The sequence below is a fragment of the Clostridium rhizosphaerae genome, assembly GCF_016765585.1.
Lineage (GTDB): Bacteria > Bacillota > Clostridia > Clostridiales > Clostridiaceae > Clostridium_AT > Clostridium_AT rhizosphaerae.
In genome coordinates this window covers 1363397-1379479 of sequence record NZ_JAESWC010000002.1, presented here as the reverse complement: position 1 = coordinate 1379479, position 16083 = coordinate 1363397, and the positions used below count along the sequence as shown (strand labels likewise).

Genomic DNA, 16083 nt, shown 5'->3' with positions numbered 1-16083 from the left:
AATGAAGTGGATAACACTGCTTATATATATCTATATTGCAATAGTTACATTTAAATATTCAAAAGAGGTTTGGAAGGAGAAAAATATATTTGCTAGTGTAGTTATAATAGTTATGTCTATAAGTTTAATAGTACTTCCTATTGTGATAATGTTTAAATAACAAAATTAAATATATAAATATTTATATATTTACATATTTTTTTATTAAGTATGAGACAATAAATTGACATTTTAGTATTATTGTAATAAAATAATAAAAAATAGTATTATAACAGCTTTGACAAGGAAAAGTACTTAAATATGGAACTTACAGAGAGCGGGTCTAGAAAATCAACTTCTTCATAATAAAAATTAATTCAGTAGAAGTTGAATTTCTATAGGTGGAAGCCTGCAGGGAAGTTTTAAGGAAAATCACCTTTGAGCTGAGAGCTGAAAAATAGTAAGCAAATCCGTAATCCTGCGTTAAAGGATAGAACGTGTCAGCGTTTGAACATTAGGTGGTATAGCGAATTTAACTTCGTCCTTTTGGGATGAAGTTTTTTTATTTTTATGGAAATAATTAAGATAATTGTATGAAAGGAGTCGAGTGTATGTACAAAAAAGTGGATTCTTCCAAGGGTTTTGTTAATATGGAAAAAGATATATTAAAGCTTTGGGAAGAAAAAGATGTTATTCAAAAGAATTTTGATATGAACCAAGATGGAGAGTACTTTACTTTTTATGATGGACCTCCAACAGCTAATGGAAAGCCTCATATAGGACACGTTATAACAAGAGTTATGAAGGATCTTATACCAAGGTATCGAGTTATGAAGGGCTATAAAGTTTTAAGAAAAGCAGGCTGGGATACTCATGGATTACCAGTTGAGCTTGAGGTCGAAAAATCTCTTGGAATCTCAGGAAAGCCTCAAATAGAAGATTATGGTGTTGAAGCGTTTGTTGAGAAGTGCAAGGGAAGCGTATTTACTTATGTAGAGCAGTGGAGAGAAATGACAGAAAGAGTTGGCTACTGGGTGGATATGAAGGAACCTTATGTAACTTACCAAGATAACTATATAGAGTCAGAGTGGTGGGCTTTAAAGCAAATGTGGGATAAAGGACTTATATACAAAGGCCACAAAATAGTTCCATACTGCCCACGCTGCGGAACTGCTTTATCATCCCATGAAGTTGCACAAGGCTATAAGGATGTAAAAGACAGCTCTATATATGTTAAGTTTAAAGTTAAGGGTGAAGATAAGTATATACTTGTTTGGACAACAACACCTTGGACTCTTCCTAGCAACGTAGCTTTAGCTGTAAATAAATCTTACGACTATGTAGAAGTAATTCATCATGAAGAACACTTAATACTTGCTGAAGCTTTACTTGGAAAGCTTGACTGCGAATATGAGGTAGTTAGAAAGTTTAAGGGTGAAGAACTTTTAGGATTAGAATATGAGCAGTTATTGCCATTTACAAAGGTTGATAAGAAAGCTTTTTATATAATACATGGAGACTTTGTAACATTAACTGATGGTACCGGAATAGTTCATATAGCACCAGCTTATGGTGAAGATGATAACTTAATGGGCAAGAAATATGATCTTCCATTAGTTAACTTGGTAGATGTAGAAGGTAAGTTTGTAGCAGAGGTTGAACCTTGGGCGGGGTTGTTTGTTAAAAAAGCTGATCCTAAAATAATAGAATATTTAAAGGAAAAGAATATACTTTATAAAACAGAAAGCTTTACACACTCCTATCCATTCTGCTGGAGATGTGATACTCACTTATTGTACTATCCAAGAGAGTCTTGGTTTGTAAAGATGTCTTCCTTAAGAGATAAACTTTTAGAAAACAACAATAAGATAAACTGGCTTCCAGACAATGTTAGAACTGGAAGAATGGGTAATTTCTTAGAAAATGTTATAGACTGGGGTATCTCAAGAGAAAGATACTGGGGAACTCCGCTTCCAATATGGGAATGTGAATGCGGCCATAGAGAAATGATAGGCAGCAAGGAAGAATTAAGAGCTAAAGGCAAAAATGTGCCAGAAAATATAGAGCTTCATAAGCCTTATATAGATAACGTACATTTAGAATGTCCACACTGTCATAAGGAAATGACAAGGGTATCAGATGTTATTGACTGCTGGTTTGATTCAGGATCAATGCCTTTTGCTCAGCATCACTATCCATTTGAAAACAAGGAGTTATTTGAAGCTAACTTCCCAGCACAGTTTATATCAGAAGCTGTTGACCAGACAAGAGGATGGTTCTATACACTTCTTGCTATATCAACTGCAATCTTTGATACAAATCCGTTTGAAAACTGCGTAGTTCTAGGACACGTGCTTGATAAAAATGGACTTAAGATGTCTAAGCACAAGGGCAATGTATTAAGCCCATGGGTAGCCCTGGACAACGAAGGTGCTGATGCTACAAGATGGTACTTCTATACTGCAAGTGCTCCATGGCTTCCATCAAGATTCTATGAAGAAGCAGTAATAGAAGCACAAAGAAAATTCCTAAGTACATTTTGGAATGTTTATTCCTTCTATGTGCTTTATGCAGAGATAGATCAGTTTAACCCAACAAAGTATGAAGACTTTGTAAGCGGCAATGTAATGGATAAATGGATAATGTCTAAGTTAAACAGCTTGGTTAAGAGTGTAGATGAAAACTTGACAAACTACAGAATAACTCAAGCAGCTTTATCAATAGAGTCTTTTGTTGATGAATTATCCAACTGGTATGTTAGAAGAAACAGGGCTAGATATTGGAACGAGGAGTTAACAGATGACAAGGTTGGAGCTTATGTAACACTTTATAGAGTTCTTAAGACACTAAGCTTAATAGCAGCTCCGTTTGTTCCATTTATAACTGAAGAAATATATCAAAACCTGGTAGTGGGATTAGATAAGAATACACCAGAAAGCGTTCATTTATGCCACTGGCCAAAGGTTTCTGAAGAGCTTATAGACAAAGACCTAGAAGAAGAAATGGATTTGGCTTATAAAGTAGTTAATCTTGGAAGAAGTGCAAGAAATGCTGCTAATATAAAGAACAGACAGCCTCTTTCCAAGATGCTTTTAAACACAAAGGTTCTTCCTGAATATTACAGCGACATAATTAAGGATGAGCTTAATATAAAGGATTTAGAGCTTGGTGCAGACCTTTCAAAATATGTTAATTTTGAAATAAAGCCTAATCTTCCAGTACTAGGAAAGGCTTATGGAAAGCTGATACCTGGTATAAGAAAAGAGCTTGCTTCAAGAGACCAGATGGAACTAGCTCAAACTATCCAAAATGGTGGAGTAGTTGTAATATATGTTCAAGGTATAGAAATAGAATTAAATAGTGAGAACTTGCTTGTAACCATGCAGGGACTTGAAGGATATGCATTCGCCGGAGAGGGGCAAATAGGTGTTGTACTGGATACTCATATAACTGAAGAGTTAAAGGAAGAAGGCCACGTTAGAGAAATCATAAGCAAAATCCAAAACATGAGAAAAGAAAGCGGTTTTGAAGTAGCTGACAAGATAATTCTTTATGTAGCTGGAAACAAAATGCTCGAAGATGTAGTTGAGAAGTTTGAAAATCATATAATGAAGGAAACACTTGCTATAGAAGTTGTATATAATGCTTCAAGAGAATATAGCGAGGCTAACATCAATGGTGAAAAGTTAAATTTATCTGTAGAAGTTGTAAGATAATAAAGAAGTACCGTCTAGTAAGGTAAGAGAGTTTTGCCTGCTGGACGGTATTTTTTTATATAAAGATTCAAATGATAATTGAGATGAGATAATATAAACATTTAATTAATATTTAATGAACTAAGTTGTTCTAAGAAAAATATTATAGTAACATAAAATTGAATTTATGAAAGGAAGTGAATATATGAAAGAAAAATCAAAGAGATCATATCATACAGTGAGCAGAGTTATTTTTATGTTTTTAGGTATTATTTTATACTCTGTTGGTCTTGAAATATTTTTAGTTCCTAATAAAATAATAGATGGTGGAGTTGTTGGAGTAGCAATAATGGTAAGTCATTTAACCAAGCTTCCACTTGGATTATTTACCCTCATTTTAAACATTCCCTTTTTTATTTTAGGATACAAACAAATCGGTAAAACCTTTACCCTTTCTACAATATTCTCTGTAATAGGCATATCTATAGGAGTTTCTTTGCTGCATCCAATACCAGGTTTAACACAGGATGTTCTTTTAGCAGCAGTTTTCGGAGGTATAATACTAGGCGCAGGGGTAGGGCTAATTATACGTAATGGCGGTTCTTTGGACGGCAGCGAAATTGTCGCAATAATACTTGATAAAAAGATAAGTTTTTCAATAGGCGAAATTGTAATGTTTTTTAACTTGTTTATTTTAAGCAGTGCGGGATTTATATTTGGGTGGGACAGAGCGATGTACTCACTTATAGCATATTTTATTGCCTTTAAGGTTATTGACATTGTAGTAGAAGGTGTAGATGAATCAAAAGCAATTATGATAGTATCAGAAAAATATAATGAAATATCAGAAGCATTAATAGCAAGACTTGGCCGAGGCGTGACTCTTCTTGATGGAAAGGGCGGCTATAAAGGACGTGAGACAAATGTTATTTATGTTGTTGTCTCACGACTTGAGGTGGCAAAGCTAAAGGATATTGTTCATAACTTTGATGATGATGCACTGGTAACAATAGGTACTGTGGAGGTTTCGGGAAAGAGATATAAGAAAAAGGCGATACATTAGAGAATCTGAAATTTGAAATTTTTTTAAAAATAAAAAACTGAAAATTATAGAAATAGCTATTTGTTTTTATTATTATGGTATAATACCATTGTTAAAAAACTGACCAAGGGGGATCGGCTAATGTTTAGTTCTGATATTGAAAATGTAGTACATTATGCAGAAAAAAAAGCAAAGGTATTAAAGGAAAGCAAGGCAAGTTATCTAATGGCTTCAGCTCTTGCAGGTATGTTTATTGGTATCGCATTTATTTTTATTTTTACAGTAGGAGGATATCTTCATGCGGGAAATTCTCCAGTTTATAAAATAGCTATGGGTGCCTCATTTGGTATCGGACTTAGTTTGGTTATGGTAGCAGGAGCAGAGCTCTTCACCGGAACTAATATGGTTATGGCTATAGGAGCTCTTGAAAAAAAGACAAGTTGGCTGGATGCAGTTAAGATTTGGGCAGCAAGCTGGATAGGAAATTTTGCAGGTTCTCTTGTAGTAGTTGGACTATACCTGGCAACTGGACTTGGAGCGGGAAGCATAAATAAATTTATTATTGAAGGTGCACAAGGAAAGATAGCTCCAACAGGACTTCAAATTTTTGCAAGAGGAATACTTTGTAATATATTAGTTTGTCTTGCAGTTTGGTGTTTTTATAAATTAAAAGATGATACAGCAAAATTAATAATGATTTTCTGGTGCTTATTTGCATTTATAACAACAAGCTTTGAGCACAGCGTTGCAAATATGACTCTTCTTCCTTTAGCAGCTATACTTTCTCATGGAGTAGAGGTTACTGCAGCTGGAGTAGCACATAACTTGATTTTTGCAACCTTAGGAAATATAGTTGGTGGAGCATTATTTGTAGCATTTCCATACTGGTTTTCATCAAGAAATAAAATAACAGTTGTAAAGCATGAAAATAATTCAAAGAGTTTATAATAGAAAGCTAAGCTGTACAATAATAAAAATTCAGCTTAGCTTATTATTTTTATTCCAATAGTTAACACTATTCTATATAATAGAAAATAGGAATTCTTCAAAACAGCTTAAACCTGCTGCTTTCTTAAATGTTTCTGCACATTTTAAGACAGTCTCAGGTAACACGGGGCTTTTCTAATGTAAATTCTATATTATCTGGAGGGCTATAATGATTTGCACTGGGTTGTTAACAGGAGAAAAAGTTAGACTTACAGCAATTGATGAAGAGGACATAGCTATTATAAGCAGCTGGTATTCTGACACAGATTTTTTAAGATATTTTGATAAGGTACCGGCTATTCCTAAATCAGTAAAGCAAATAGATGAATGGATTAAAAGTATACAGAGTTCAAATAACACTTGTCCTTTTGCCATAAGAGATATAAATAATGGTGAAATGGTTGGTTACATAGAACTTGGTAGTATTCAATGGTGGAATGGAACTGCAACCTTGGGAATAGGTATTGGTACAAATGCAGAAAGAGGCAAGGGTTATGGAAAAGAAGCTTTAAAACTTTTGCTGGATTTTGCATTTAAAGAGCTGAATCTGCATAGAGTTCAGTTAAACGTATTTAGCTACAACCAAAAAGCTATTAATTTATACGAAAAATTTGGATTTAAGCATGAGGGTACCTACAGAGAATTTATTCATAGGGATGGTAAAAGGTGGGATATGCACCTTTATGGAATATTAGAAAGTGAATGGATTGAGATTTCGAATAATTTAGAAAAAATTAGTAAACATTAAACTTGTAAAGAGTGGAATTATTAAGTTATAATAATAAAAATAGAATAAAAATTAGGAGTTGATATTATGGCGGCTTCAATAAAGGACGTTGCTAGAGAGGCAGGAGTATCAATAGCTACTGTTTCTAGAGTTTTAAATGATGTAGATGTTGTTAATGAAGAGACTAAAAAGAAGGTACAAGATGCTATAAAGAAGTTAGGTTACAGACCTAATATAGTGGCTAGAAGCTTAAAAACACAAAGAAGCAGAACTATAGGAATAATTATTCCAGATATATCAAATCAGTTTTATCCAGAAATAGTTAGAGGTGCAGAAGATGTTGCTAATATTTATAATTACAACATTATGCTTTGCAATACTGATTTGGATCCAGAAAAAGAAATGGAATACCTTAGAGTTCTAAAAGAAAAGATGGTTGATGGAGTTATTTATATGAGTAATTCCTTAGAGCCAGAAATTATTGAATTAGTAAAAAGTTTAGAGCTTCCTGTTACACTTGTAGAAACAACTGACAGAGAAAATACTTTCCCAAGCGTAACTATCGATAATGAAAAGGCAGCTTTTGATGCTACAGAATACTTAATTAAAAAAGGTAATAAAAAAATTGCATACATAGGAACTTATGAAGATGCTGTAAATGCAGCAGCATATAGATTTTCAGGCTATAAAGAAGCATTATCAAAAAACAATATGGGATTTGATAAAAGTTTATGTTTCTTTGGCGGACTTAAGGCTCATGATGGTCATGAAGGTATGAATGCCATATTAAAAAATGGAGATATTGATGCTGTTTTCTGTGCCAGTGATGAAATAGCTATGGGAGCTATAAACGCTTTAAGAGAGAGCGGAAAGAAGATCCCTGAAGAAGTGGATGTTATAGGCTTTGACGATATATACAGTGCTTCAATTTTCTATCCAAAACTTACTACAGTAGTTCAGCCGATGTATGACATGGGCTCTGTAGGTATGAGAATGCTTATAAAGGTAATTAATGGAGCAGAACTAGTACAGCACCATTTTGTACTTCCACATCAGATTGTAGAAAGAGACTCTTGTAAGAAATAAAAACACGGAATTTAACAGAAAACGCAGAAGACGCAGAAGACGCAGAAGAGTTTTGTATTATTAACCTTTCTGTGTATTCTGTGTTTTCTAGCGTTTCTTCCGTGTTGAATAAATTTTATTCATGGAGGTATTATATTATGAACAAAACATGGTGGAAAGAGGGAGTAGTATATCAAATCTACCCTAGAAGCTTTAAAGACTCCAATGGAGATGGTATTGGCGATATAAGAGGCGTAATTGAGAAGCTTGATTATCTTAAAGAGCTTGGAATAAATATTGTTTGGCTGAATCCAGTCTATAAATCACCAAATGATGATAATGGCTATGATATAAGCGACTATAGAGATATTATGAATGAGTTTGGCAATATGACTGACTTTGAAGAGCTTTTAAATGAAATGCACAAGAGAGATATTAAGCTTGTTATGGACTTGGTAGTTAACCATTCTTCAGATGAACATAAATGGTTTATAGAAAGCAGACAATCAAAGGACAATCCTTATAGAGATTACTACATATGGAGAAAAGGGAAGGATGGAAATGCTCCAAACAACTGGGGTTCTTTTTTCAGCGGTTCAGTTTGGCAATATGATGAAAAAACTGATGAATATTTTCTTCACCTTTTCTCAAAAAAGCAGCCTGATTTAAATTGGGAAAACGAAAAGGTTAGAGAAGAAGTTTACAACCTTATGAAATTCTGGTTTGACAAAGGAATAGATGGCTTTAGAATGGATGTTATAAATTTAATATCTAAAGTACCGGGGCTTCCTGATGGTGAAAAAGGAGAAGGGCAACTATACGGAAACGGCTTCCCGTTAACTGCGAATGGTCCAAGAGTGCATGAGTATTTGCAGGAGATGAACAAGGAAGTTTTAAGCAAATATGATATTATGACTGTTGGTGAAACTCCGGGGGTTACTCCTGAAACTGCAGCACTTTATGTTGGAGAAGACAGAAATGAATTAAACATGGTATTCCAGTTTGAGCACATGGATGTTGGAACAGGTACAACAAAGTGGGATATAAGACCTTGGAAGCTTACTGATTTTAAAGCTATTATGAGCAAGTGGCAGGAGGAACTTAACGGCAAGGGATGGAACAGTCTTTATCTTAATAATCACGATCAGCCTAGACCGGTTTCAAGGTTTGGCAATGACAAGGAGTATAGAGTTGAATCAGCAAAAATGCTTGGAACAATGCTTCATATGATGCAGGGTACACCTTATGTGTATCAAGGGGAAGAGCTTGGAATGACAAATGTCTCCTTTGGAATGGAAGACTACAAGGACTTGGAAATAATAAATGCCTATAATGAATTAGTAAAAGGCGGTTTTATGAACGAGCAAAGATTCATGGAAGGGGTTCACTTAAGAGGCAGAGATAATGCAAGAACTCCAATGCAGTGGAATGACTGTGCAAACGCTGGCTTTACTACAGGAACTCCATGGATAAGAGTAAATCCTAATTATGTAGACATCAATGTAGAAAAAGCACTTAAGGATAAAAACTCAGTGTTCTACTATTATCAAAAGCTTATAAAACTAAGAAAAGAAAATCCTATTATAGTATATGGTGATTATGAAGAAATACTTAGAGACAGCGAGAGTATTTTCTCATATGTAAGAACTCTAGGCAGCGAAAAGCTTTTAGTTATACTTAACTTCTATGAGCCGGAGGTAGAGTTTATCCTTCCAGAAAATATTAAGTACAGCAGCAAGGAGCTTTTAATAAGCAACTATGCTGTAGATGAGCAGGAAGAAATTAAAAATATTAAATTAAAACCTTATGAGGCTAGAGTTTATAGATTAAAATAATAACAAATCTCCTTAATTTATATGATTAAGGGGATTTTATTATATGGTTATTATTATGAAACTTAATTTATATATGACTGAAAGTACTAAATTTAGAGTAGCTTTTTAGCATGTACAAGTAAATAATTGAGTTAAAAATCCTATATATAAAAAAATATATAAACATTTAAATATAATAACAAAAGAATATAAGAATACGTAGTGCCGATGAGGTTTGTAGGTTTTTTACATTTGTTATGAGGATATCGTGTTCCTATTGATGAATTATCAGAATGAAAAAAGTACCGTGCTAAAATTAATAGCATGGTACTTTTTATGATAAAATGTTTTATTTAAGAAATTCCTAAGATGGGCTCTTTTGCAGATATTAATATGCTAGTTTGGTTAGAATAATTATTGCTTTGAAGGTGTTGGATTACTCATGAGAAGAAAATATATAATGAGATAAATGAGAAAGTAAAGAATAGTCAAAATCTTGTTAAAATATATCATTAAGTATTAGTTTAGTTTTCTATATTATTAAATTGACTGTAAGTATACACCATAATACATATTTTCTACATAAAGGGAGTGGTACTGGGGGGCATGAAATTACAAATAAATATAAGGGGGAATTTTAATGAAAAGACCTAGGAAAAAAACAAGCTATAAGTTAAAAACTTTTGCACTTATTTCAATTTTCTTATTTACTCAGGTTATTGGGACATATGTACCATTTATGAGTAAGCTGTTCCAAAATGTTAAGGCTTTAGAAAACGTATACGTCAGAGATTTTAATGACGGTATAGTGGGGTCTTGGACTAATTTTATAGGTACAGGTACTTTATCAGTGGAAAATGGACAGATTAAGATAATTAGAGATACAACTAAAGATAATAAGTATGTTATAGTAGACAGTAACTCTCCGGAATTACTGGATGCTGAAGCACAATGTGATTTTACATTAGTTAATGGTACAAGCAGGTTTGGTATCATTCTAAGAGGTTCTAGTGAAAGTTCGCACCTTTTTATTGGTTACAATGATTATGGCAAGTGGCTTATTGAAACCTCTACTGCATGGAAAGATGATATAGCTGGTCCGACATTGGTAGCTAATCAAAAGTATACTTTAAAAGTAAAAGCAGTAGGAAATAAGATAACCATTTGGGTGGATGGAGATAAAATTTTTGATGACGTGGCTAATTTGGAAAATATGCCAACAACTGCAGGTAAGGTTGGCTTTAGAACATGGTATGATAATAAGAATATTTTAGTTGATAACTTAAAATATGGTGCTCCGGGCTCTATTGTAGATACACCACCAGCAGCTAAAACTATTAAGAGCTTAGATCCAGTTAATATTTCAACTATAAAAGGTGTTAAACCAAGTCTTCCTTCAGAAGTAACTGCAGTTTACGATGATGGAACTAATGGACAGGAAAAAGTAACATGGGATGCAATAGATCCTTCAAAGTATAGTGCTGTAGGGAGCTTTGCCGTTGAAGGTGCTGTCCAAGGTACTACTTTAAAGGCAATAGCTAATATTACTGTTACCGCAGGTGAAGCAGTTTCTATAGAATCTGATAAATTAAAAGTTACTATAGATAATACCTTCCCAAGAGTTAATAAGTATGAATATAAAGCATCAGGGGCAGTGATGTATGGACAGGATGATGTTATAAAGAGTGTAAATATTAATGGTGTTTTATATGAGCCAACAGTAACCTTTTCAAAGCCAGCTGCTAATAAGGCAGTTTATTCTATGAATTTTGCTTCTATAAATGTAACTATGGATGCAGAAGTTACTGTTAATAATAATGTACTTGCTCTTGACATAAAAAATGTTAAGGAAAATGGTACTACAAAAGTAAATACAATAGAGATTCCTAACCAAAATCTTATTTCAGTAAGAAGCAATCAGGCAGGTGCTGCTTTGAGTGGAGCACGGATGTATACTGCAGTGTCTGGCACAGGGGATACATTTATAAATCTTAATACTAATACAGCTGTGGATACAGCAGCTACAGGATACATGTATGCTTTCCTAAATACTAATCAGTTGAGTGCAGGTGTATGGAGTAACTCTGTGTATGATAACCCATCTGGAATAACTGCTAGGGAAAATGGAAGAATAATTAAGAAGACTGTAAGTAAGGATGGATATAATAGCACAGGTCTTTGGAGTGGACAATGGACATATAGGGCAAAGGAGATGACAACTACAGAACCAAATCCAAGTGTTAAAATTGTAATTACTGATGATGAGAATAAGGATGGTATTGTAGATTGGCAGGATGGTGCCATAGCTTTCAGAAGCATAATGAATAATCCATTAGGTGCTGAGGATGTTCCTAACCTGGTGGTTCAACGTATTTCTATGAACTTTGGAAGCCAAGCAACTAATCCATTTTTAAAGGCTTTGGATGAAACAAAGAAGGTGTATTTAGCTACTGATGGTTTAGGACAGAATGTTCTATTAAAAGGATATGCTTCAGAGGGCCACGATTCAGCTCATCCTGATTACGGCATAATTGGACAGCGCCAAGGTGGAGCTGTGGATTTAAAAACTCTTGTCGATGAGGGAACTAAGTACAATGCATCCTTTGGAGTGCATATAAATGCTACTGAATCTTACCCAGAAGCAAAAGCTTTCAATGAAGAGCTGGTTAACAAAAATGCTCCGGGCTGGGATTGGTTAGATCCTTCATACTATATAGATACTCGTCATGATGCTGCATCAGGAAATAGACTTTCTCGTCTAGAGGAATTAAAAAAACAGGTTCCTAATCTAGAGTATATTTATCTAGATGTATGGTATGGTGATGGATGGAATAGTCGTCAAGTTGCAAAAGATATAAATTCGATGGGATGGAGATTGGAAACAGAATTTCCAAATGCAATAGAATATGATTCTACGTGGAGCCATTGGGCAGTAGACTATAATTATGGTTCCAAGGATACTAAAGGTGTTAACAGTGATATTGTTCAATTTATTAGAAATCATCAGAAGGATACCTGGGTTGCCCGCGATCCACTTTTAGGCGGAGCAGAGATGTGTGATTATGAAGGCTGGCAGGGAAGAAATAACTTTGATGATATGATAAAAATGACCTTTAATACCGATTTGCCTACTAAATATCTTCAACATTTCCCAATAACAAAGTGGACAAATAATACAATTAATTTTGAGAATAATGTATCCGTTTCAAATGCCACAGGAACAAGGATTATAACAAAAGATAATAGAGAGGTTTTAAAAGGCAACTCTTATCTGCTGCCATGGGATCCTAAAGAAGAAACTAAGCTTTACCATTGGAATTCAGAAGGTGGAGAAACTACTTGGACATTACCTCTTAGCTGGAATGGATTAAAAGATGTTAAATTATATAGGTTGTCTGATCAAGGAAAATCCCTTGTTGAAACTCTTAATGTTTCTGACAATAAGGTAACTATAAAGGCAGAAGCTAATGTGGCTTATGTAATTTATAAAGGCGAAGCAGCTCCACAAGAGGATATGAAATGGGGCGAAGGTACGCCTATAAAGGATCCAGGCTTTAACAGCAATTCTCTAAGTAATTGGAATGTAAAGGGTGAGGGGGCAGCTGTAGTAAGAAACGACAGAGGACAATATGAACTAAAGGTTGGTAAAGGAAACGGTGTAACCTTAACTCAACAGCTTACAGGACTTTCAGAAGGAACTTATTCTGCTTCCGTTTATGTACAGGTAGATGGAAAACGCAGAGCATCAATTGCTTTAAAGAATTCAGAGGGTGTGGAAAGCACTAACTATACCGACGATTCTATAGCTGGAAATTATATTGCAGCAGACTCCAAGAGTGGAACTAATATGCAGAGGATGAGAGTTCTCTTTGATGTACATGCAGGAAAGACTACTGCAGACCTATCACTAAAGGTTGAAGGTGGTTTAGACACTGTAACCTTTGATGATTTGCGTATAGTTAAAACCGTAAGAGCACCAAAACCAGAAGGTGCATATTTCTATGAGGATTTTGAAAATGTAGACCAAGGAATTTATCCTTTCGTTAAAGGACCAGCAGGTGGAATAAATGACCCTCGTACTCACTTATCCGAGCTGCATGCTCCATATACACAAAAGGGTTGGAATGGAAAGGTGATTGATGACGTTATAGAAGGTAATTGGTCACTGAAGGCACATACGGAAGCTTCAGGGCTTTTATACCAGACAATTCCTCAAACCTTAAGGTTTGAACCAGGAAAATCCTATAGAGTCTCCTTTAAGTATGAAGCTGCAAAGAGTGGTGATTATAGTTTTATATTAGGCAATGGTCAAGAAGTTTTATCCGAGAAGCCTTTTATTGCAGCTACAGAACCGCAAGTATTTACTAAAGAATTTAAGGCTGGTGCAAACGGAGAGTCATGGATAGGTGTTAAGTGTGTAAATGGAAGTGCAGATATGGTAATTGATGACCTTAAGGTTGAAGAAATTCCAGATGCGGCTGATGAGCCAACTGAAATTGTTCCAGTAGATTTATCAACAGTTCCAAATTCTATGATAAAAGCAACTGCAACAAGTGAAGAAACAGAAGGTGAAGATAATAGTGCTGCTATGGCCATAGATGGGGATGAAGGAACTATATGGCATACAAAATGGGATTTATCAGATAAGCTTCCACAATCCATAACTTTAAATTTTGGAGCTGATTATGAAATAAATAAAGTAACCGTGCTTCCTAGACAAAGTGGTGCAAATGGGCTTATCAAGCAATATTCACTTTCAGTATCAACAAACGGAACAGACTTTACAGAAATAGCTAAAGGAACTTGGGATACAAATAATACCGCTACAAGAGCTTTAATTAAAACAATAACTTTTGATAAGGTAAAAGCAAAATATGTAAAGCTTACAGCATTAGACGGAGTAAACGGATGGGCTAGTGCAGCTGAAATAGCTGTATATAGAGACCCTGCTGCAATAGTTTCTGCAGATAAAGCAGATGGAATTAAGACTATCGTTGGTGAAGCACCTAAGCTTTCTAAAACCGTAAAGGCAACTCTTAGTGATGGTAATGTTGTCTCTCTTCCGGTAAGATGGGATGCTGTACCAGCTGAAAAATACTCAAAAACAGGAACATTTACAGTTGAAGGTAACGTAAATGGATCAGGCACTAAAACTACTGCTGAAGTTACTGTTATAGAACCAGTTTCAATAGAAGAAACAAATGTTAAGACTCTTGAGGGTGCAGAGCCAAAACTTCCAGACAAGGTAAACGTAGTTTATAATGATGGAAGCAAAGCAGAGGCTAATGTTACTTGGGGAACTTGGGGATATATAGATCCAAGCATTTATGCTGAGGCAGGAAAACATGAAGTTACAGGAACAGTGGAAGGTATTAAACTTCAAGCTAAGGCAGTAGTATATGTAACTGAAAATAATGCACCTGTTATTACAATAAAAAATATTAAAGATAAGGATATAATTTCAGGAAAGATAAAGCCTGAGATAAGTGTAGCTGATGATCATAAGATAGCATCCACTGTAATAACTCTTAACGGACAGCCTTATAGCAATGAAGAGATTACTAAAGCAGGAAACTATGAACTAAAAGTTGTTGCTGAAGATGAATTTGGAAATAAAACTGAAGTAACAATAACCTTTACTGTAGTGGATAAGAGTGCATTAGCATCAGCTGTAAAAGATGCACAAGCTAAATTAGATGCAGCTGTAGTGGGAACAGCAGAAGGCCAATATACTAAGGATGCTAAAGACGAATTATCTAAGGCAATAAAAGCAGCAGAAGAAATAATTGATAATAAGAATGCTTCCCAAGATGAAATTGATTCAGGTACAGCAGCATTAAATAAGGCTATTAGCGTATTTATCAGTAAACAGCTTAAAGTAGAAACTAAGAATGAAGTAAATGATGCTTCAGCTTTAGTTAATCTAATAAATACAGTAGCTGATAAGTCTAAAATAGTAGTTGATATTACAAAAAATACAGCAGCTAGTAAGGATGTACTAAATGCAATAAAAGGACAAGATAAACTTATAACCTTCCAAAAGGATGGTATCAGCTGGACTATAAATGGTAAGGACTTAAAAGAAAATATAGATAAAGATATAGATCTTTCATTAAAAGTTGTTTCTAATGAACTTAAAGGCAAAGAATCAAAATTAATTAACGATTTAGTAGGTAAAGAAACATCTATAGCTCCTTTCTCCTTTACTTATGATGGCAAGCTTCCTGGCAAGTTTACAATTAAGGTATTTGCAGGTAAAGACTTCGCAGGAAAAGAAGTTAATGTATGCAGATACTATGAGGATAAAAATACCTATGAAGTTGTTGACACCTGTAAAGTAGACGCAGATGGGTATATATCCTATAATGCAGACCACTGTAGTGATTACTTTGTAGTTGAAAAGAGCGTATTGGATGGCAGCTTAAAAAATAATGACAATACAAACAATAATCAAAATGATACCGCCAATAAAGATAATACAACTGAGAATAAAAATGCTACTAACAATACAAATACTGCTTCAAATGAAGGCAAGTTACCTAAAACTGGATCTTCAGTAGATATGACTAGTTTAATAGTATTTAGTGTGGTAATAATGTTGAGTGGTGGTTTGCTTTGTATTAGGAAAAGAAAAACTAACTAAGTAATAATTTGAGCTGCACTAATGAAAGAAGGGGCTGCTGCACAACTAACTAAAGAGTTAGCTGCGCAGCAGCCCCTTGTTTTTGCTATAAAAATACAATCCTGTGTTGAGTTTAACAAAAAGTAAAAAAA

At 34.5% G+C, this 16083-nt stretch carries 8 protein-coding genes; all 8 read left to right on the top strand.

What is annotated here, in order from left to right:
* Position 1 precedes the first annotated feature (1 nt).
* The 8 genes from JK636_RS09525 to JK636_RS09490 all read left to right on the top strand — a co-directional run bounded on the left by JK636_RS09525 (position 2) and on the right by JK636_RS09490 (position 15952).
* Positions 2-160 (top strand): hypothetical protein, encoded by a 159-nt coding sequence (locus tag JK636_RS09525; protein WP_202748588.1) that lies wholly within the window; start codon positions 2-4, stop codon positions 158-160.
* A gap of 430 nt (positions 161-590) precedes the next feature.
* Complete coding sequence (gene ileS, locus JK636_RS09520; RefSeq protein WP_202748587.1) at positions 591-3695, top strand: isoleucine--tRNA ligase; 3105 nt, start codon at positions 591-593, stop codon at positions 3693-3695.
* A 184-nt stretch (positions 3696-3879) separates the two neighbouring features.
* Positions 3880-4737 carry a YitT family protein gene (locus JK636_RS09515; protein WP_202748586.1) on the top strand — a complete coding sequence of 286 codons (858 nt, stop codon included), beginning with the start codon at positions 3880-3882 and terminating at the stop codon, positions 4735-4737.
* A gap of 120 nt (positions 4738-4857) precedes the next feature.
* A complete protein-coding gene (locus JK636_RS09510; RefSeq protein ID WP_202748585.1) occupies positions 4858-5664 on the top strand; it encodes a formate/nitrite transporter family protein in 807 nt (268 codons plus the stop codon).
* Positions 5665-5872: 208 nt separating this feature from the next.
* On the top strand, positions 5873-6451 hold the full coding sequence (locus JK636_RS09505) for a GNAT family N-acetyltransferase (protein WP_202748584.1): 579 nt from the start codon (positions 5873-5875) through the stop codon (positions 6449-6451).
* 66 nt (positions 6452-6517) lie between these two features.
* A complete protein-coding gene (locus JK636_RS09500) occupies positions 6518-7516 on the top strand; it encodes a LacI family DNA-binding transcriptional regulator (protein WP_202748583.1) in 999 nt (332 codons plus the stop codon).
* A 137-nt stretch (positions 7517-7653) separates the two neighbouring features.
* Positions 7654-9330 carry a glycoside hydrolase family 13 protein gene (locus JK636_RS09495; RefSeq protein ID WP_202748582.1) on the top strand — a complete coding sequence of 559 codons (1677 nt, stop codon included), beginning with the start codon at positions 7654-7656 and terminating at the stop codon, positions 9328-9330.
* A gap of 619 nt (positions 9331-9949) precedes the next feature.
* The gene (locus JK636_RS09490; protein ID WP_202748581.1) at positions 9950-15952 is read left to right on the top strand and encodes an endo-alpha-N-acetylgalactosaminidase family protein; all 6003 of its coding nucleotides are present in this window, start codon (positions 9950-9952) and stop codon (positions 15950-15952) included.
* Positions 15953-16083 lie beyond the last annotated feature (131 nt).